At 56.3% G+C, this 18,217-nt stretch carries 18 protein-coding genes and 1 tRNA gene; 10 read left to right on the forward strand and 9 right to left on the reverse strand.

The genetic code is table 11. The annotated features are described in order from the left end of the window. Window positions 1-310: 310 nt before the first annotated feature. From DC28_RS16945 to DC28_RS11305, 4 genes are all read right to left on the reverse strand, one after another. Complete coding sequence (locus DC28_RS16945) at window positions 311-460, reverse strand: hypothetical protein (RefSeq protein WP_081942154.1); 150 nt, start codon at window positions 458-460, stop codon at window positions 311-313. A gap of 107 nt (window positions 461-567) precedes the next feature. Then, entirely contained in the window at window positions 568-969 is a 402-nt protein-coding gene (locus DC28_RS11295) for a hypothetical protein (RefSeq protein ID WP_156104666.1), read from the reverse strand. A gap of 336 nt (window positions 970-1,305) precedes the next feature. Next, window positions 1,306-2,757: an aminoacyl-histidine dipeptidase gene (locus DC28_RS11300; RefSeq protein WP_037548677.1), complete on the reverse strand. Its 1,452-nt coding sequence runs from the start codon at window positions 2,755-2,757 to the stop codon at window positions 1,306-1,308. 559 nt (window positions 2,758-3,316) lie between these two features. Next, on the reverse strand, window positions 3,317-3,670 hold the full coding sequence (locus DC28_RS11305; RefSeq protein ID WP_037548678.1) for a hypothetical protein: 354 nt from the start codon (window positions 3,668-3,670) through the stop codon (window positions 3,317-3,319). Window positions 3,671-3,867: 197 nt separating this feature from the next. Here DC28_RS11305 and DC28_RS11310 point away from each other — a divergent pair. The 4 genes from DC28_RS11310 to DC28_RS11325 all read left to right on the forward strand — a co-directional run bounded on the left by DC28_RS11310 (window position 3,868) and on the right by DC28_RS11325 (window position 7,020). After that, a tRNA-Asp gene (locus tag DC28_RS11310) sits at window positions 3,868-3,941 on the forward strand. Between the two features lie 362 nt (window positions 3,942-4,303). Further along, window positions 4,304-5,782 (forward strand): DEAD/DEAH box helicase, encoded by a 1,479-nt coding sequence (locus DC28_RS11315; RefSeq protein WP_238565807.1) that lies wholly within the window; start codon window positions 4,304-4,306, stop codon window positions 5,780-5,782. After that, window positions 5,748-6,575: an MBL fold metallo-hydrolase gene (locus DC28_RS11320; RefSeq protein ID WP_052078803.1), complete on the forward strand. Its 828-nt coding sequence runs from the start codon at window positions 5,748-5,750 to the stop codon at window positions 6,573-6,575. Before DC28_RS11315 ends, DC28_RS11320 begins: the two co-directional genes overlap by 35 nt. A 31-nt stretch (window positions 6,576-6,606) precedes the next feature. Beyond that, window positions 6,607-7,020 (forward strand): RrF2 family transcriptional regulator, encoded by a 414-nt coding sequence (locus DC28_RS11325; protein ID WP_037548682.1) that lies wholly within the window; start codon window positions 6,607-6,609, stop codon window positions 7,018-7,020. Window positions 7,021-7,151: 131 nt separating this feature from the next. On the opposite strand, the gene DC28_RS15720 is transcribed toward DC28_RS11325, so the two are convergent. Together DC28_RS15720 and DC28_RS11335 are read right to left on the reverse strand one after the other, a co-directional pair. Further along, complete coding sequence (locus tag DC28_RS15720; protein ID WP_052078804.1) at window positions 7,152-9,137, reverse strand: hypothetical protein; 1,986 nt, start codon at window positions 9,135-9,137, stop codon at window positions 7,152-7,154. 9 nt (window positions 9,138-9,146) lie between these two features. Further along, entirely contained in the window at window positions 9,147-9,935 is a 789-nt protein-coding gene (locus tag DC28_RS11335) for a DUF4037 domain-containing protein (protein WP_037548684.1), read from the reverse strand. Window positions 9,936-9,997: 62 nt separating this feature from the next. On the opposite strand from DC28_RS11335, the gene DC28_RS11340 reads away from it, so the two are divergent. Genes DC28_RS11340 through DC28_RS11350 form a run of 3 tightly spaced genes read left to right on the forward strand, consistent with a single transcriptional unit; the run spans window position 9,998 to window position 12,315 of the window. Next, on the forward strand, window positions 9,998-10,585 hold the full coding sequence (locus tag DC28_RS11340) for a hypothetical protein (RefSeq protein WP_037548685.1): 588 nt from the start codon (window positions 9,998-10,000) through the stop codon (window positions 10,583-10,585). Between the two features lie 4 nt (window positions 10,586-10,589). Next, a complete protein-coding gene (locus tag DC28_RS11345; RefSeq protein ID WP_037548687.1) occupies window positions 10,590-11,399 on the forward strand; it encodes a dihydroorotate dehydrogenase electron transfer subunit in 810 nt (269 codons plus the stop codon). Continuing rightward, window positions 11,386-12,315: a dihydroorotate dehydrogenase gene (locus tag DC28_RS11350; protein ID WP_037548689.1), complete on the forward strand. Its 930-nt coding sequence runs from the start codon at window positions 11,386-11,388 to the stop codon at window positions 12,313-12,315. Before DC28_RS11345 ends, DC28_RS11350 begins: the two co-directional genes overlap by 14 nt. Before the next feature lie 51 nt (window positions 12,316-12,366). Here the strand turns inward: DC28_RS11350 and DC28_RS11355 are convergent, their stop codons facing one another. Then, entirely contained in the window at window positions 12,367-13,821 is a 1,455-nt protein-coding gene (locus DC28_RS11355; RefSeq protein WP_037548691.1) for an aminotransferase-like domain-containing protein, read from the reverse strand. A gap of 79 nt (window positions 13,822-13,900) precedes the next feature. Between DC28_RS11355 and DC28_RS11360 the strand changes: the two genes are divergently transcribed. Beyond that, a complete protein-coding gene (locus DC28_RS11360) occupies window positions 13,901-15,034 on the forward strand; it encodes an aminotransferase-like domain-containing protein (RefSeq protein WP_037548692.1) in 1,134 nt (377 codons plus the stop codon). Here the strand turns inward: DC28_RS11360 and queG are convergent. Then, window positions 15,006-16,136: a tRNA epoxyqueuosine(34) reductase QueG gene (queG, locus tag DC28_RS11365; protein WP_052078805.1), complete on the reverse strand. Its 1,131-nt coding sequence runs from the start codon at window positions 16,134-16,136 to the stop codon at window positions 15,006-15,008. The genes DC28_RS11360 and queG overlap by 29 nt on opposite strands. After that, a complete protein-coding gene (gene nth, locus DC28_RS11370; RefSeq protein ID WP_052078816.1) occupies window positions 16,136-16,768 on the reverse strand; it encodes an endonuclease III in 633 nt (210 codons plus the stop codon). The genes queG and nth overlap by 1 nt, the downstream gene beginning before the upstream one ends. Before the next feature lie 88 nt (window positions 16,769-16,856). On the opposite strand from nth, the gene DC28_RS11375 reads away from it, so the two are divergent. Next, window positions 16,857-17,591 carry a hypothetical protein gene (locus tag DC28_RS11375; RefSeq protein ID WP_037548693.1) on the forward strand — a complete coding sequence of 245 codons (735 nt, stop codon included), beginning with the start codon at window positions 16,857-16,859 and terminating at the stop codon, window positions 17,589-17,591. A 127-nt stretch (window positions 17,592-17,718) separates the two neighbouring features. Next, window positions 17,719-18,171: a NifB/NifX family molybdenum-iron cluster-binding protein gene (locus DC28_RS11380; protein WP_037548694.1), complete on the forward strand. Its 453-nt coding sequence runs from the start codon at window positions 17,719-17,721 to the stop codon at window positions 18,169-18,171. Window positions 18,172-18,217 lie beyond the last annotated feature (46 nt).

Raw genomic sequence — 18,217 nt, forward strand, 5'->3', positions numbered from 1 at the left:
CAAAAGGCTGGATAGCACACCCGACATAGCAGAGCCATCGGGAAGTATTCCCAGAGATGGCGCCACCGGGGAAATACGTTGCAGCCCCTTGCGCACTTGGTCTGTATTCTGGGACATGCCCCGGGTACCGGGCCGTTCCCCAGATATTTATTATAATTTCTGTAATATTTAAAAAAAAATCAAGGGCTGATTTGGGAGGCGGAATTAGGTGGTGCGCAAGATAAGGTTACATCCGGAGCTAACCACCCTACCCTCGGTGTGATCATAGATGGAGGGGTAAAGAAAGTAAGTTTCAACTTTTCCTTTACAACTATGGCGTTCTCAGATATGACAAATGTCGTCCTGGGGCTAATACCTGGATAGATTGATGATTTTTAGAAGCCCAGCTTCCAATGGTTCCCCTGGGAATATTTAGAAGTTCACTCACTTCCCGGTGACTCATCCCCTGTTCTACGACCATTGTCAACGCTTCGATTTTAATTCTTCACTATAAAACTTTTTCTCTGCCATGCCTTTATTTTCCAGCTACCAAGCAATTGGTGTCTACCGAATCCAGTGTAGGTCAAGTTATGGAATATTAAGAGGAACGCTATTGGGTTCATCAAGCAAGGGCCTAGAATTATAATCGATGTCCGGTAAAGGCGTATTGCGATCTATGTTCTGTTTTATCGCTAATGATGCAATCATTTCCCCATCAATATTAAAGATCCTGTACCGAATAATTCCCATTTCAAGCTCTAAATTTTCCTGAACATAGCTAGGGGTATATCCTTCTTCGAGAGCTATCTGGAGTAAAACTTTCAGGGGAAATAATGCTTGAATCTGATCAAGGGCTTTAGGATGTATATGTTTAAACACAGATTCATTTTGAGAATCCTTTTCGATTTCATACACTACTTCATTAGGATCTGCTGAAATTGAAGTTGCAAACAACCCTATCCACAAGCAAACAAAAATTATTTTTTTCATTGCGATCATCTACGGTAAACCCAGGGCGGTTCAGGTTTTCTATTTTTTCAGTAATCGAAACACCAACCTGTTTTTCCAATTTTTTATGTTTATTTTTATCATCTATACCTAATAGGTCTCTATCTACTAGAATGATGAATCACCATTTTGTATCCACTCAATTGTATTCATTTTGCACCTCAGCGCCGAAGGCGTCGACCTACCATTGCTATTATAACACTTCTCCAAATCACCCCTTAATTCCAAAAACCACGTACGCCATTATACGTAATGGAGGTTTAGCAAACCATAGGCTGGGAACCGGGGCGCCCTGAGGGCACCCCGGTGATGACCTCTCTATAGCCGTGTCAACAGGGTGAGGAGGAACTCCCAGGTTCGGGCTACCGAGGGAATGTTAACCCGTTCCTGGGGAGTGTGGGCTCCCCGGATATCCGGCCCGAAGGAAAGCATGCGAATTCCCGGTATTTTATCACCGATAACCCCGCACTCCAGTCCTGCATGGATAGCCTCAACCTCCGGAGTGTTTCCGGTTGCATTTTTGTAGGATTCCACTGCGAGTTTCAATAGAGGTGAATTCGGATCCGGGGTCCAGCTCGGGTACTCCCGGGTATATTCCACCCCGAAACCGCAGGCCTTGAATACCGAACCAACCTGAAAGGCAGCCTGATCCCGGAGGGACTGGATATCAGACCGCTGACTGGTAAGAACCTCCATAGCATCCCCTTGAATCTTCACGGCCGCGAGATTGGTGGAGGTAGAAACCATCCCCGGCATTGTACGGCTCCAGCCGAGTATTCCGTGGGGCACCGACTGGAGAAGTAACTCCACAGCCCGCTGATCTGCCGGGGTCATGGCCGGAGTGTTCTCAGATTCCAGGGAATGCATCTCTATGGCAAGCCCTGCATCCTCCGTACCCAACTCCCCAAGAAAGGTCTGTTTCCAGGTGATAAGGCAATCAGACAGCTCCGATACCATCTCGGATGGAATATAACAACGGAGAAAGGCCTCCCGGGGTATGGCATTGTGCTTATCCCCGCCCACCACGGTTACCAGACGGTAGCCGGACCAGCCGGATAGATCACGCATTATTCTTCCCATGAGCACCAATGCATTTCCCAGCTCCATATGAATATCCGCCCCGGAGTGTCCTCCCCGAAGTCCGGTAATGCTGATTTCCACGGGCTGCATTCCCTCGGGTATCCCGATCTCCCGGGTAAACGGCCGAGTACCGATGGTTTCCTTGCCGCCAGCACAGCCTATGCAAAAATGTCCTTCTTCCTCGGTATCAATATTCAAGAGCTGTCGGTACTGAATAAGGCTCGCGTCAAGCCCCATGGCTCCGGTAAGTCCGGTTTCCTCGTCCACGGTGAACAACAGCTCGAGGGGACCGTGGGGATAATCACCAACCATCAGGGCAGTCATGTAGGCAACGGCGATGCCGTTGTCCGCCCCAAGGGTGGTTCCCTGGGCGCTCAACCAATCCTCCCGGACCTCCAAACGGATTCCCTCCCGCTCAAAATCAAAGGTGGTCTCACGGTTTTTTTCACAAACCATGTCCACATGGCCTTGGAGAATAGTACCCGGCCGATCCTCATATCCAGGCGTACCGGGTAGTCGGACGATAAGGTTCCCTACCCCATCCGTGGTTGACTGGAGGCCGCGGCTCTCTGCCAGTTTTTTCAGGTATGCAATGATCCCATCTTCACATTTAGAGCAGCGAGGAATAGCGCTGATAGCCTCAAATTGCTTCCAAACCTGCTGTGGATCCTGTTGTACTATTGTATTCATCCTCTTCTCCTTTTTTCCATTGCCGGTTCCCGGTAGCCATGTCATCCCTCAATCCACCGGAATCTTCTGCTCCGGTTTCCCCACACACACTCATGAGCAGCCCAATACTGGGAGGGCACAACGCTTCTAATGACCCATGCCGGGGGCACCACCCCTGGATTCAATCCTGGATTGCTCCGCTATCTGGCGTATGTTCAAGGTTTTCCGCACTAGGAACTAGGTGAGAATCACAGTCATGGTGTTTTCCCAGAAACCCTACCCCAGGCCTGTGTCTTGGCACTGTAAATCACCCCTTCCGTGCTATACCAGAGCTATGAGTTGTACCATAATTTTTCATGGTGCGCAAAAGGTTGTAGCGTTTCACCTCCCCGGCACTAACTCTGGATTAGATTTAGGTTCTACCGCCATACCCTGAAAATGGTATAGCCCTGTTCGCACTGGGATGCTGAGTTTGCGAATATCACGAAAGAGAACCATGAAGCATGGGCCTGGGTGGGAGGATGGACCTGGGAAATCCTGAGCAGTAACTACGGTCCATGGTCTGCTCATTGGAATAGGTCTATTCGCAGACGAATTGCCGCACCTTGGTCATTTTCCGCGAAAGAAGGCCATGAATAGCCGGAGGCAGCAGGTAATCGCTGATGTACTTGCGGACCGCCTGATCAAACTGCTCCAGCATGATCTGCTCGTCATCGAAGCCTTCCCACCGGGGATCATCCAACAACCGGGCCATGGACTGAATACCACGGATCTCAGACTCAAAGAGGGCGTTATTCTCTTTAAGGACGTACTCGGTGATTTCAGCGCGTTTATACCGGTCCAAGGCAATCTCTTCCATGAGTCGCAGATCCTCTTCCATATCATCAAACTCCAGGCGCAGCAGCCCGATGAGCTTTTTAATACCTCTGTGCATGGTACTCCTCCTTTCAGTTGTATTGTAGTACAGTTTCACCGGAGAAGCCATTTCACTCGGGTTCCCGGGGATTTGTACTGGGTTAACTAGTGGACATCCCTCGGGTAGACCGGGGAAAACAATGCGGATCGGATACGTTTTTTTTATGGCCCTGCTTGACAATTTTCAGCAGAATCGGCATAGTACGTCCATCAGCTGGAGGCGTGGTGTAGTTGGTTAACACGCCGGCCTGTCAAGCCGGAGATCGCGGGTTCAAGTCCCGTCGCTTCCGTCCAGCTATGCACCGAATCCCTGAATTCGGTGCTTTTTTTTGTCTTTAGGGCGGGGATGGTATCGGTATCCCTTACACGCCGCATAGTACCCATTGCTGCCTGCCGGTCCCTCCCCGTTTCCGGTGCTTGCTGTTCTGCTATGGCTGCTTGATCCCAAACAGCGCGGTGGTTTCTATCCCCGCAACAAGCCCCGGCAATAAAATCACCCTGATTTTGAAGCAACCCAGATAATCCTCGCGGTATATCTGGTATGGTTCCCTCATTAGATCCAGAGAGCTGGATTGATCAGATGACAGTTCGGCTGGGTGTGTCTCATTTGTACCCCTACCAAATATTGGTGATGTTTCATCTGGCAAGGAGCATGGGCCTGCTGGATTCCCAGGAGGCTGCCGAGTCGGTGCTCTGTCTTTTTCCCACGGGGATGGGCAAAACACTGTGTTTCATGGGGCCCCTTGCTTTTTCACCGGGGATTTCAGTGGTGGTCTACCCCCTCAATGCCTTGCTTCATGATCAGCAGCGAAGGTTTCAATCCCTGGGTATTCCAGCTCTGGTACTCCAAGGCGGACAAACGAGCCAGGAGCGACGGGCGATTCTGGCAGAGCTGGAACAGTCGCCCCAGATGGTAATCCTAACAAACCCCGAAACCCTCTTGAGTCCGGCGTTGGATTCATGGTGGACCAGGGTACAAATTAAGAACCTTGTGGTGGATGAGGTCCATCTGGTGGATCAGTGGGGGGCCGATTTTCGTCCCCTGTTTCGAGAGTTAGGGGAGTTCCGCCGGTTCTGGGGCATACCCTGCCTGGGGGCTTTTAGCGCTACGGTGAGTGATCAAAGCCTGACGGTTCTGAAGGATTGCTTATTCTCGGGTGATATGTTGCGGATCATCAGGGCACCCTTGGATCGGCCGAACATCTATTTCTCTGCATTACCCTGTTATTCTTCTCTGGAAATCCTCCCCCTCTTGTTTAGTCCTCTGGCCTCCTTATTCGATATGACTGCCCTGGAGCAGCCCGCTATTATTTTTACACCAACCCGAAAATCAGCAGAACGCTGTGCCCTGTACCTGAGACAGTGGATTCGGATTTGGGGCAGGCTTTTTATAGACGACTCTGGGAACCCGATCTCTCCTCCCTGGCGACCTGAGGACTGCCAGGCCTACCATGCCGGGTTAACCAAGGATGAACGCTGTCGGTTGGAGGCATGGTTTTTTAAACAGGAAACGGGGATTCTCAGCGCAACCTGTGCCTACGGTACCGGTATCGATAAGCCGAACATCCGTACAGTCGTGCACCTGACTGCACCCCGGGATCCCCAGGCCTATGTGCAAGAATCAGGAAGGGGAGGCAGAGACGGAAAGCCAGCCTTGGCTTTGCTGCTTCTGGAGCCCGGGGCTCCAAACTGGACCCTGGATTATTCCCGAGCAGATCAATGCCGAAGGGCCTGGCTCACGGCTCAACTGTCTGATGATTTGGAAGGCTGCGCCGGATGTGATTCCTGTGATGAGCGGCAGGAGTACACCGTCCCCCTCGAATGGAGATTGATAGAACCCCTTTTCTCCGTTCTAGGCTCGAAGCCAACGGAGCAGCAGATTCATTCCTGTATTGTATCAGGGTTTTTGGCCGGGGTTCTTCAGGGAACCGAAACCAAGCTGCGGACTCTCTTAGCCATCCGTCTTTTACAGCAGCTTCCATGGCCCACCATCAGGCAGTGGCTACGCTTGGCATCCGAAGACGGTTTTCTAAAAAGAGTACAATATCCATGGGCGCGGCTGTTCCCGGGTGTATCTGTCCGCTACAATGTCAATCATGGAAAAACTCGAATTTTTGGGCACAGGAACTAGTACGGGGTTACCGGTTCCCGGCTGTCGCTGCAGGGTTTGCAGGTCCGAGGACCCCCGGGATACCCGCCTACGCTCCAGCATCTTCTGGCATGGCAAGAATGTTTCAGTCCTTGTGGATACCGGACCCGACCTGCGTCAACAGCTGCTGCGGTCCCGGATTACCCATATAGATTTGGTTCTCATTACCCATACCCACGCTGATCACATCCACGGCATCGATGATCTCCGGACCCTGAGTTACCGTAACCCCCAAGGCAGCATTCCTCTGTATGCATCTCCCGAGGATTGCCGGGAGATACGCAGGCGATTTGACTACATCTTCCCAGAAAATCCCGGAGCTGGCCACGGCGGTGGCCGCCCTCACCTTTCCCTGCATTCCCTGGAGGCGTTTCAACCCGTACAAGCCGGGGACCTCACCGTCACTGCCCTCCCGGTTTGGCACGGAAGATCCATGGTCTATGGCTACCTTTTTGAAACCCGGGATGCTGCCGCGGTCTACCTGACGGACATATCAACACTCCCCGATGATACTCTCGCCTTTTTGCAAAAGCGGCCCCTGGACCTCCTGGTGATTGACGGCCTGCGTCCCAGCCCCCATCCCACTCACTTCTCATTCTCCGAGGCCCTGGAAGCCGCTCGCCAGGTAGCGGCGGGTAGTACCTATATTACCCATCTCAGCGATGAGGTCACCCACGTGGAGGCTGAGGGTCTCCTGGGTCCGGCGGCCCAGCCCGCCTATGACGGTCTCGTGGTGGAGGTGGGCAATGGAGAAACCTGGGGAATCCATAGTTGACATATCAACTTTAGTTTAATACCATAGAGCCATGTTTACCGTTACAGCAAAAGGCATTTACGGGCTCTCCGCCATGGTGGAACTCGCCCGCTACTATGATCAGGGTTCCCGCCAGATAAAAGACATCGCCGAGGCCCACTCCATTCCCCAGCACTACCTAGAGCAAATCCTCGTTGCATTGAAGAAAGCAGGTTTGGTGGAGAGCTTTCGTGGCGCTCAGGGGGGGTACGCCCTGGCAAAAAAACCGTCCCAAATCATGCTCATTGATATTCTCACCCAGCTTGAGGGCAAACTTGAGGTTATTCCCGAACAGAGAAAGGGAAACGAGCTCAGTTTTTTCTGGGAAGAACTAGAATATGAAATCCGGCGATATCTGAACCGCTCCCTGGAAGACCTGCTCATGGCCCATGAAGAGAGCAAAAACCAGGTTTTTTATTCAATCTGACATCCCTGTACAGCGGGGATGATTCTCAGCCCGGCTGATTTCCGGGATGACATACTTCCGGTATGGTACCTAAGCGGCTCGCCAGAAAGCCGACCCGGTTCCTCAGATGTTCATGAGCATCGCAGCAAATCTCACTCTACAAAAACCCGCCGGTGGGCCCGAAAATCACCGGGAAGCAGTCCGGTCTGCTGAAATAGCAGGTTCTGCAGCCGAGCAGCTGCTTCCAGGGATTCGGCGGCGGTCCTGGAAGCCTGTTGGCGGAACCAATCCGCCTCTGCAGGATAGGCGGCCATTAACCGATCTCTGTAGCGGCCCGCTATGGTCCAGGTCAGCTGACCCAGGGGTTGCTGCAGGAGGTACGCCTGAAACTCGTTCTCCATGAGGTATGTATCCCCGGGATCGTACTGCATGTAGGAAAAATACCGGGTTATATACTCCCGGGAAGCATCCGACAGGTTGTTCCATTCGATCCGGCTCTGTTGTACCAGCTCCGGGGTTTGATAATACACACCGTGTAGGGCCTCATGGGTCATGAACAATAACCGGGAGGCAGGAGTTTCCCGGGGGTCCCGGGTAATACTAATGATCCCCCCCTCCCCGGGCCGGTAACCTGCCTGGGGACCTTGAAGGATGATGCCGTGTGCCAGGAGAAGCTTTTTCAAATACTCCTCCTCGGGATTGAGGGCAAACCCTTGGGCCTCAGCTGCGGAAAAGAAGTCCGCCAGCCCCTCGGCCCGGTAGTTATGGGCGTTCCAGCCATGGCGGCCCTGCAGCTGGGTATTACTCAGCAGGGTGCCCCGGAAATTCTTTTTTTCTACAAAAAACGCAAGCCTCTTAAAGAACGCCGATTGAATCTCCCGGGTCCTAAAGTCGAAGATGAGAATGGGCGCAAACAAATCCCAGGAGTAAAGCTCAAAATCCCTGTGGCGCCAGGCAGCCTGGGGATACCGCAACAGGGTTCCAAGATCGATAGGAAGGGGCTCGGGTATGGGCGGAGAATCCATGGAAAACAGCTGGGCTGTCCGGGGTTCTAGTACCGAGGTGTAGGTGCCGGTGCTGACCCCGGTGAGCAGGAGCCCCGGCTCACGGCTTATAATCCGGAGAGAATGGGGAATAAAACCAAGCTCAGCAGGGTAGAGTACGGTCTCGTGTTCCCCGGGGTGAATAACCATCTCGACAATCCCCGGATTGGCTGAGCTTGTCAGGGCAGGAAGAACCTCCACCCTGATGCGGGGGCTGACGGCCTGTTCCCCGGAAGAAGGATTGCTCCGGGAAGAGCCGTCATCGGATGCCTCGCCAGTCAGGTTCAACCGTCCAGGGGGCACATCGTACTCATAGCGGAGAGACAGGTAGCTCAGTCGATTTGGACCCGGGTCTGCGGTCATGGAGGGAGGAAGGATCAGTTCCTGGAGGGATTCCACCACGTTTTCCCCTGGATCCACCAGGGTCAGCTCTTCACGATAGCCGCCCTGGGGAGGTAGGCCGATCCGGTCATGATGGAAACCGAACCCCGGCTGCCGCTGTTCGGAAAGCTGAAGCCGGACCAGGGGCACAGGGGCATTGGAATCACCTTGTAAAAACGAGGCCCTAAAACCGGCAATCTGAACCTGGGCCGGATGCGCCGAGGCGGCAGAGGGATCTGAGTCCCCGGTCTTGGTATCCCCAGTCCGGACAACATCCCGGTTCGGTTCCGGTCTGGAGACGGCGGTTTCGGGCCAGATATCTTCCATGGGATCGATGGTCAGTTCCAGACGACGGGTATCCTTCGGCCCGACCTGTGGCGGCCTGACGGTCAGCCGGGAAAGGGCATAGTCGGTCTGCACCCCTCCCCGGGAATTCTCCGGGGGATACAGGCTCAGGATGAAATCAGGCGTTCCGGGGGGGATCGTCAGGGTTATGAGATCACCGGGCCGCACCGTCTGCGGGGTTTCAAGAACCGTCACAGGATCGCTTCCCAGGCCGAATAAGCCGGCCTGACGGTACAACAGTACCTTCTCTCCCTCGGAAGAATAAAACTCCAGATCCTCCACTGGCTGCCGGCAGGAAGAAAGGCTGAATATCGCCGTACAGGCTGCCGCCATCAGAAAGAGAACCCTACTGTTACCTGATTTGTTCATGCAGGCATCTTATAACCCCAGGATACGCTTGGCAAGAAGCTGGGCTATCTCATACTTCCTATTTAGTGAGGTTTCGTTGCTCCGGGTAAAATTATCCAGGGTACCGGCAAAGGCCTCCGGCAGGGTTTGCAGGGTCAGAATGTGGGTACTCATGATGCGCACCGATGGTTCGAAACACCGGTTAATCGCGTAGACCGTCCGGCAAAGACTCTTCAAAAATCCGGCAGCCGAGATGGTGAAAAACAGGCTATCCCCCCGGAGGGCGGCGGCCCCCAGATCGCTGAGATGATGCTCCATCTTCACCTGGGCTGCAGCACGAACCGCCTCCCAAAAGCTATCGGGCACCTGGGAAAGCTGGCTGCGCATCCGCTCGATCCAATCGGTACGCTGGAAGAGAATCCGGGCATGGGCCAACCGGTAGAGAGAATAGGTTCCCGTGTCCCGCATCTGGGTGGCAGAAATTTTTGACACAGGGGCCCCGGCCTGGCCGCCCGACCCCCCGGTTACCAGGGCTTCAAACCGGTGTAGGCTCTTATACTCGATACGAAAGGGAAGCTCTTCGATAAAAAAACGGTCCTTGGTGGAGTTTCGCCCGGCCTCAAACCCCCCGGCAAAGGTAAACGCACTGCGGCGCACCTCTTCCCGGGGCACCGCACCCTGATAATACACATCCAAACTCACAAAAAAATACGGATCATAGATATCCTTGGAATAATCCATGACGGTAATGGTATCAACGCCTTCCCACTGTGATACGGTTTGTACTACCCTCTTGATTGCGTCGTCTACCTTGTGCATTACCAGCTCCTAGTTCACCTTAAGTTCAGCCTAGTATATCATGGCGCCCGAGGAGGGTGCAATTGATAGTATTGGCTCTAACCATCCCGGATTCCGTCGCCGCCTCTGCGGCCCGTCTTCAGGAACAGCTCTCCGGTTCACCCGGCTGGGAGGCCAGCCTCGTTATGCCCCCCCTCATCCCCCTCTACCGCTTGGACACCTACCCGAGCAGGGGGCAGATGATCCGGGCGGTATGCATAAACGATCCGCGGCTGGTACCGGGCGAGCTTCGCGAGGTTCCCGGCCGGTTGGGCAGCCCTTTTCAAGTCGAGGTTTCTCTTCAGGGTGATTTGAACGCCTCAGCCTTAGCGGAGGGCCTTTGCTCCCGGGACGATACGGGTGGTGCAGCCTCCCGGAACCAGTTGAATCCCCACCCTCTTTTCAATCAGGATACAGGGCCCGCCTTGGTGCTCGGTCTCGGCAGCCGGGAATATCCCCGGCCCATCCACACCCTATACCCCGTAATCGGCCCCCTGCCCCAGGCCCTCACGAGCCTTTCCCTGTCCCTGGTAGACCTATGCCTCACAGACAACCGGGATACCGCAACCCTGGACTGGCGGTTCCTGCTCTCCCTGCGCCTTCCCAAGGGCCGTAAAAATCCGGTACAGTAGGGCCATGCACCATCTCCACGCCACTGTCATTCATAACCGGCCGGCAGCCCGGGGCTATCTCAGCCTTCGATTCTCCTGGCCGGAGACCTCGCCAGTTCCGAAACCCGGACAGTTTCTCACCATCCGGGTATCCGATTCTCCGGTCCCCCTGCTGCGCAGACCCTTCGCATTTTCCGATACCGGAGATGGCTGGGCTGAAATTCTCTATGAGAAGCGGGGGACTGCCACAACCCTGCTGGGCGGCCTCCAGCAGGGCGACAGTCTGGACCTCCTCGGCCCCCTGGGAAACAGCTTCTCCCCACCCCGGGAACACCGTAGGCCCGTCCTGATCGGGGGAGGTATCGGTATGGGACCGGTACTCTATTGGTCTCGAATCCTGGCAGCCCAAGGGTACCGTCCCCTGCTCATCATCGGCGCCAGGGACAAGGGACTCATACCCGATCTGGATCTTCCCCGGGGGATTGATTTCCTGCCCGCCACCGACGACGGGAGCCTGGGATTCCATGGAACGGTGGTAGACTGCCTGGTGAATTACCTAGAGAATCATCCCGAGGCGGAGCATGGGAATCTGGAGTTATACAGCTGCGGTCCAAACCCCATGATGCGGGCCCTGCATTCCTGGAGCCGGGGTCAACTGCCACCGGCTCCCCTATGGGTTTCAATGGAGCAGACCATGGGCTGCGCGGTGGGAGCCTGTATGGGCTGCGTTGTGAAGGTCCACGGAGAAAAACCCTTCGCCCGGGTCTGTATGGAGGGCCCGGTCTTTGACAGCAGCCTTATCGATTGGGAAGGAGTAGGCCATGAGTACCTTTGACCCCCGGGTCCGTATCGGCTCCCTTACCATGACAAACCCCGTAGGTGTAGCCTCTGGCACCTTCGGGTACGGCAGTGAGTATGAACAGCTCATCGACCTCTCGAGCCTGGGAGCCCTCTACACCAAGGCCGTTACCCTGGAGCCCCGTCCGGGAAACAATATTCCCCGGATTGTTGAAACTCCGGCTGGTATGCTCAACAGCATCGGCCTAGCCAATGTGGGCAGCAGGGGGTTTACCCGGGAAAAGTACCCCTACCTGCGTGATCTTCCCTGTTCGGTAATCGTTAACCTTGCGGGCAGTTACATTGAGGATTACTGTCAGACCCTGGAATACCTGGAGGAACACGCCCCCTTGGCGGGTTACGAGGTGAACCTCTCCTGCCCCAATGTGAAATGCGGGGGAATGGCCCTGGGTACAGATCCGGCCCAGGTTGCCGAGGTAACCCGGGAGCTACGTAAGCGAACCAAAAAACCCCTGATAATCAAACTCAGTCCCAATGTCACCGATATTACCTCCATCGCCAAGGCCGCTGAAGAGGCCGGAGCGGACGCGGTGAGCTGTATTAATACCCTGGTGGGAATGCTCATCGACACCAAGCATAAACGCCCCCTGCTCTCGACTGGAACCGGAGGTCTCTCCGGCCCGGCCATTCTTCCCGTAGGACTGGCGGCGGTGTACCGGGTAAGCCAGGCTGTGTCGATTCCGGTAATCGGTCTGGGGGGCATTATGGAGGCCGACCATGCCATCCAGTACCTCCTGGCCGGGGCATCAGCAATTCAGGTGGGAACCGCAAACTTTGTCGACCCCTCAGCTACTGCCCGGATCCTGGAGGGCATTACCGACTACGCCCGCCGGGAGGGGCTGGCATCCATCCAGGATTTTCACCAGTTCCTGGGACGGAAGGCGCAGCTTTGATAGAATGCACGGGAGTGTAATCCACGCCGGATAGAGCCGGGCCCTCGGGTATCATACCGGCTCTTCCCGCTGAAGGTGGATGAGCCGCCCCAGGATCTCCACTCCCCGGCGGATCTGCCCTGGTGAGGCGGCCCCGTACCCCAGGCGTATACAGGAAGCGTACTCCCCATGGGCGGAAAAAATCGCTCCCGGAGCAATGGTAATACCCTGGTCTCGGGCTAACCGTTGGAGCACCATCGTATCACTTCCTTGAGGTAGTTCGATCCACAATACCAGCCCTCCCCGGGGTCTGGTGATGCGGCTGCCCCGGGGCAGCACCCGGTTCAGGGCATGAATCATGGTATTCCGCCGTTCCTGAGCCTCCCGGCGTAGCCGGTACAGGTGACGGTAGAATCCCCCTGAACCAAGAAAATCCTCCATCATAAGGGCCATGAGGGCGGAACCGCCCGTTGATTGGGCCACGGACCGGGCGGTCATAGCCTCAAACATCTGCCCCGTGCTATGAACCCAGCCGAGCCGAAGACCCGGCCCCACGGTTTTGGAGAAAGAGCTGAGATACACCCCCCGGGAAACGAGGCTGGATAGGCTGGGGGTAACCGGGCCCTCAAATCGTATGAGGCCGGCGACGTCGTTCTCAATTACTGGAATATCCCCCTGTCTACAAAGCTCGGCGATTCTGGTCCGATGTTCCCAGGGCATGAGGGAGCCCAGGGGATTGGCGTAGTTGGGGCTCACTAACAGACATGCGTGGCCGGAATGCCGGGAGATAGGTTCCTCAAGGCCCCGGGGATCCAGACCCGTTTCCGGGTGGGTCGGCAGGGGCAGTATCCGAAGCCCCAGCTGCCTTGCCAGAACCAGGTATCCGCTAAAACAGGGACTCTCGGTGAGCAGAAGGTCCCCGGGACTGGTTACGGCCGAGAGAGCCAGGTAGAGCCCCTCCGTGGCTCCCCGGGTCATGAGTATGTGGCCTGCCTCGGCGGGAATGCCCGTCCCCAGCCGGATCATGAGTTGGGCGATCTGAGCCCGAAGGGACCGTCTTCCCGGTGCAAAGTCGTACCCCCAGGCCTCCTCCCGGGCGGTCTGACGCCGCAAGAGACCGGACAGCTGGGACTGGGGGATGAGATCCGCCCCCGGCGCAGCGATGCCCAGGGGGATTCCGGCGGAACTTCGGGCAGCATCCATGGCATTTTCCATTAACAAACTCAATTCAGCCCCCCGGGGTTCCAGGGCCTTGGATACCCCCGGTACCGCGAGACGCCGGACACCCTCCCCTGGAGGTATCAGCTGCCACCCAGACCGTTCGACCCCCCGGATGAGCCCCTGGGATTCCAAAACCCCGTAGGCTTGAACCACCGTATTGGGGCTCACCGACCATTCCCGGGCGGTCTGCCGGATACTCGGGAATGCTCTGGGGGGACGGTGCGCCGTCTCCCCTCGGCGCCACTGCTCGATCATCGTCTCCAGGGCCCGGGCGATTTCCAGATATTTGAAGGATTCCTTTTTCACCTGTCCTCCCCATCTGTATCATATTTTATATTTCATTCTGTATCTGTACCAGCTTTTTACCGGGGTATACCCTGCTTGTATGATGATTACAGGTTCTAAACGGTCCAGCCGGCTGCCCGGCTCAGAAATCAGATCCCTGCTCCGCCATGCCGGATCCCGGGATATCATAAGTCTGGCAGGAGGCCATCCCCGGGACGAACTCCTCCCCCTGCAGCACCTCCAAGAAGCAGTCGGACGCGCACTAACTCGGTTCGGTCGCCGCAGTTTACAGTACGGTAGGACCGAGGGCGAGGCGGAATTGAGGGACTGGGTCTGCGGATACTACCAGGACCGGGGAATACGGGTTACCCCTGAGCAGGTTCTCATTACCTCGGGAAGCCAGCAGGGACTGGATCTCCTAGCCCGGGGACTCTTTGATCCCGGGGATCCGGTGTACATGAATGATCCAGGGTATATTGGAGCAATCCAGGCCTTTCAGGCAGCAGAACTGGTTTGCCAGCCATGGAATTTCACTTCAACCCCTGGGAGTGCCCCGGGAAACCTCTACATTGTTCCCAACTTTGCCAATCCCACCGGAGAGAGCCTGCCCCGGGAGGTTCGTCGTGCTCTTCTGCAATCCTCCCACTGGATTATCGCCGACGATCCCTACGGCCAGATTAGTTTCTGCGGTCCGACAAGTCCCTGGCTTCCGGACATACCTATAGAGGACGGGCCCCTGATCCTTTTGGGTAGCGGATCAAAGTGGCTCTGCCCGGGACTTCGCATCGGATGGATCGTTGCCCCCACCGCCCTTATCGAGCTTCTCGGACGGCTGAAACAGGCAGCGGATCTGCAAACCAGCACCCTGTCCCAGTTCACCTTCCTCGAGTTAGCCGGGCTTCTCCCCCCCGAGGGGGCGAGGGACCTGCTGGTTCCGGTGTACAGACAACAACGGGATGCCATGGTCACCGCTCTGAAGCGTTATTGGGATGATGACGGGGCCTTCCGCACTCCCCAGGGCGGATTCTTCCTCTGGCTGACCCTCCCCGAAGGCTGGTCCGCCGGGGACTTCGCTGCCAGGGCATTGGAGAGGGGGGTCGCTGTGGTTCCGGGTACGGCCTTTGCCTTGGATCGCAGCCGGCCCGGGCACCCTGGCACGATCCGGCTGAGTTACAGCAAGGAGACTCCCGAGATGATTGACCGGGCTATAGCACGTCTTGCTGAGATCCTGTAGACCGGCCCTCCAGAACCGCCACTGCCCAGCGTGCCGTTTCCCTGACAGCAGCATCAGAATCCTCCCGAATAACCTCTCGTAGAATGGGGATGAGGGTTTTCTCACCGCGGTTAGCCCCGGCGATACAAGCGTTGCGAACCATTCCCTCCCGCCGGGCGCGCATTACCGGGGTGCCGGCAAACCGCCGGACAAAATCCTCATGGCTGCGCATGGAAAGCAGCTCCCCCAGGTCCTGGGTTCCCTGGGCGCGTATTGTGAGGAAGTCCTCGACCCCGGTCTGCTGGGCCTTGAGATTCAGCGGGCAGACCTCCTGACAAAGGTCACAGCCGAATACCCAGTCACCCATGAGGGCGCGAAGGTCCTCGGGTATGAGGCCCCGGTGCTCGATGGTCAGGTAGCTGATGCATCGTGAGGCGTCAATTCGAAAGGGTGCCGTCAATGCTCCGGTGGGGCAGACCTGGATACAACGCCGGCAGGAGCTCGGACACACCCCTTGAGCACTGCTCCCGGGATTCTCGGGAATTTGATGGTGACCCCGGGCTTCCAGGGCCAGGGTCGTTAACAATCCCCCTAAAAACACCCAGCTGCCTTGCTCATGGGTGATTAACAGGGTATGGCGGCCGGTAAACCCGATACCTGCGGATTGGGCAAAGAAACGCTCATGCAGCGGCCCGGCATCGGTGAAGGGTAAAAACTCTTCCCCGGGAAAATCCTGCCCAAGGGATGTCTTCAGGGTATTCAGTCTGGTCTTTAGTACCTTATGGTAGTCCCTGCCCCAGGCATACCGGGAAATTCGCCCTCCCCGGGGACCTAGCATCCGGCCCTTTCCCCAGGATGCTTCCTGGTAGTAGGGCAATGCGGCCAGTATCACCGATCGGCAACCCGGAAGAATCCTTTCGGGATCGAATTTCATTTCCCTGTGCCGCTGCAAAAAGGTCATGGTGCCATGGTTACCCTCGTCGAGCCACCGGGCATACATCTCCTCCATGGGGCCCCGCACCCCCTGGGGAATCCGGGCATCGGCAATACCGAGCAGCTGGATTCCCGCCTGATCCGCCCGAACCTCGATGGTTTCCTCGGGGCTTCCGCTCCCCCGGGCCATCAACTCACCCCCTGGACGGAGGCACCGTAGGCGCACCAGGGTAGCAGGAAGCACTCGCTGCACCGGGGTTTTCGGGCGTGGCAGAGCGCCCGGCCGTGAAGGTTCGCCGTCATGGAAAACTCGGACCAGTATGCCCTGTCAAGTTGAGCCGCAATATCCTGTTCAACCCTCTTCGGATCCTCATGCGCGGTTAATCCCAGCCGGCGTACCACTCGCCCAAAATGGGTATCAACGATAATCGCCGGCTTATCAAAGATATGGTGCAACACCACCCCCGCACTCTTCCGGCCCACCCCGGGAATCCGTACCAGCTCTTCCATGGTCTGGGGCACCCTGCCCCCGAAATCTTCCACCAGAACCTTGCTTGCCCCGATAATGTTCCGGGCCTTGCTCCGGTAGAATCCGGTAGAATGGATCAATCCCTCGACCTCCTCCTGCCGGGCACCTGCTAAGGCGTGGCTGTCGGGGTAGCGGCTAAATAAGGCTGGGGTGATTTTATTGACCTGGGCATCCGTGGTTTGGGCGGATAACACCACCGCTATCAGAAGCTCAAAGGCATTGGTATATGAAAGCAAACTCGCTCCTCCGTCGTACCGAGCAGCCAGTTCCCTATGTATCTGCAAAATGCTCATGGTGGAAATAGTACCCGAAAATCCCCATCTTCGGGAACACAGGAGACTCCCGGGACTGTTATAGTATCTAAGAAGGAGTACCCTTGACATGAATACCCATCGAACTACCCCGGGCTGGGTCACCACCCTGGGAACCATCGCTCTTCTAGCCATAACCCTCACCGGCTGTGCGTCCCGGGTTACCCTGGACCGCTGGGACCTTCCGGATACAGCACTTCGAACCGTTACCCTGGAGTTTGATCCCCCGGATGCTCACCATAACCCGAAGGGGGAAATGGGAGTAATACTCGCCATCGCAGCCAGCGTGGCTGAAACCGTCATACCCATGAACATCGACACCGAAGCCATCGAAGCTGAGGCTCGGATCGTCAATCAATCCCTTCAGGAAACCTTGACCTGGGACCTTGAGCTCCCTCTGCTTCCGCCTGTGGATTCACGGACAAGCCTGCGTATTGAATCCGGGGATGGTTCCTGGGTTCATACAACCGCCTATCGGTATGAATCCAGGCCGGAGGCCGATCTTTCGGTAGCCATCACCCTGAGCTACGAGCGTACGGGAACCGTTCCCTTCGGGGTGGATGAGGCCGCCGTGGGTATCGGGATGGTGTACCCCAAGGCCCGGCTTGACGTAACCATGACCGACCGGAGGGGAGACACCCTCTGGCGTGACCATGCAACCTACCGGAGCGACCAGGCCATCCCCTTTGGAAGCCTGTCGGTCTTCGGCGTTGAGATGGTCCGGGAGTACGATACATCTCATAGCTTTGTCTCCCTGGTCGATCAGGCCCTGTATAAACTGGTGGATCGGACCCTTCACTGGTAACCTCCGCCCTCGGTACCGCCTAGGATAAACCGAAGCGGTAGATTCGGTAGATTCACCACCTTTCAAGCATGACAGGCCCGGATAACGGGCCTTGTCCTCCTGGGCGGACCTGTCGTATTATTGGCATATGCATAAAACAAATCACAAAGCAATTGCCACCATGGGCTTTCATGTAGCCCATAATCTCGGCTCCGCCAAGGAGTTCATAGTATTCCAACCCGACACGAAAACCGTTGATCTCCTACCCCTTCCGGGTGAGGTTACCGGCGTTCTCATTCCCGGGTACCTCGCCGAACAGGGAATTTTCGAGGTCTACACTGGGGAGCTGGATGCCATGGTGCTCCAGGAATGTACCCGTCTGGGTATCCAGGTTCACCGGGGATACGACGGCGAGGCCCAGAGCCTTGTTGAAGATCTGAACTGGCAGGGCATGCAGAAAGACTCCGATGAAGACCACCACCATCAAGGCCACCGTCACGGCCACCATCACGGCCACGGCGCCTGCGGATGCGGCGGGGCCTGCGGCGGCGCATCCATCGAATCGGTTCTGGAAGCGATGAAGGGCTCACTCAAAGACTAATGGTGTGCGCGAAAGAAGGTAAAGAACACCGAATCTAGCGGCTCCA

Source organism: Spirochaeta lutea, from assembly GCF_000758165.1.
Classification (GTDB): domain Bacteria; phylum Spirochaetota; class Spirochaetia; order DSM-27196; family Salinispiraceae; genus Spirochaeta_D; species Spirochaeta_D lutea.

Excerpts from the sequence above, each read along its gene's own strand:
- DC28_RS16945 (WP_081942154.1), bottom strand. The coding sequence starts at position 460 with ATGGTCGTAGAACAGGGGATGAGTCACCGGGAAGTGAGTGAACTTCTA.
- DC28_RS11295 (WP_156104666.1), bottom strand. The coding sequence starts at position 969 with ATGAAAAAAATAATTTTTGTTTGCTTGTGGATAGGGTTGTTTGCAACT.
- DC28_RS11300 (WP_037548677.1), bottom strand. The coding sequence starts at position 2,757 with ATGAATACAATAGTACAACAGGATCCACAGCAGGTTTGGAAGCAATTT.
- DC28_RS11305 (WP_037548678.1), bottom strand. The coding sequence starts at position 3,670 with ATGCACAGAGGTATTAAAAAGCTCATCGGGCTGCTGCGCCTGGAGTTT.
- DC28_RS11315 (WP_238565807.1), top strand. The coding sequence starts at position 4,304 with ATGGGCCTGCTGGATTCCCAGGAGGCTGCCGAGTCGGTGCTCTGTCTT.
- DC28_RS11320 (WP_052078803.1), top strand. The coding sequence starts at position 5,748 with ATGGAAAAACTCGAATTTTTGGGCACAGGAACTAGTACGGGGTTACCG.
- DC28_RS11325 (WP_037548682.1), top strand. The coding sequence starts at position 6,607 with ATGTTTACCGTTACAGCAAAAGGCATTTACGGGCTCTCCGCCATGGTG.
- DC28_RS15720 (WP_052078804.1), bottom strand. The coding sequence starts at position 9,137 with ATGAACAAATCAGGTAACAGTAGGGTTCTCTTTCTGATGGCGGCAGCC.
- DC28_RS11335 (WP_037548684.1), bottom strand. The coding sequence starts at position 9,935 with ATGCACAAGGTAGACGACGCAATCAAGAGGGTAGTACAAACCGTATCA.
- DC28_RS11345 (WP_037548687.1), top strand. The coding sequence starts at position 10,590 with ATGCACCATCTCCACGCCACTGTCATTCATAACCGGCCGGCAGCCCGG.
- DC28_RS11350 (WP_037548689.1), top strand. The coding sequence starts at position 11,386 with ATGAGTACCTTTGACCCCCGGGTCCGTATCGGCTCCCTTACCATGACA.
- DC28_RS11360 (WP_037548692.1), top strand. The coding sequence starts at position 13,901 with ATGATGATTACAGGTTCTAAACGGTCCAGCCGGCTGCCCGGCTCAGAA.
- queG (WP_052078805.1), bottom strand. The coding sequence starts at position 16,136 with ATGGCCCGGGGGAGCGGAAGCCCCGAGGAAACCATCGAGGTTCGGGCG.
- nth (WP_052078816.1), bottom strand. The coding sequence starts at position 16,768 with ATGAGCATTTTGCAGATACATAGGGAACTGGCTGCTCGGTACGACGGA.
- DC28_RS11375 (WP_037548693.1), top strand. The coding sequence starts at position 16,857 with ATGAATACCCATCGAACTACCCCGGGCTGGGTCACCACCCTGGGAACC.
- DC28_RS11380 (WP_037548694.1), top strand. The coding sequence starts at position 17,719 with ATGCATAAAACAAATCACAAAGCAATTGCCACCATGGGCTTTCATGTA.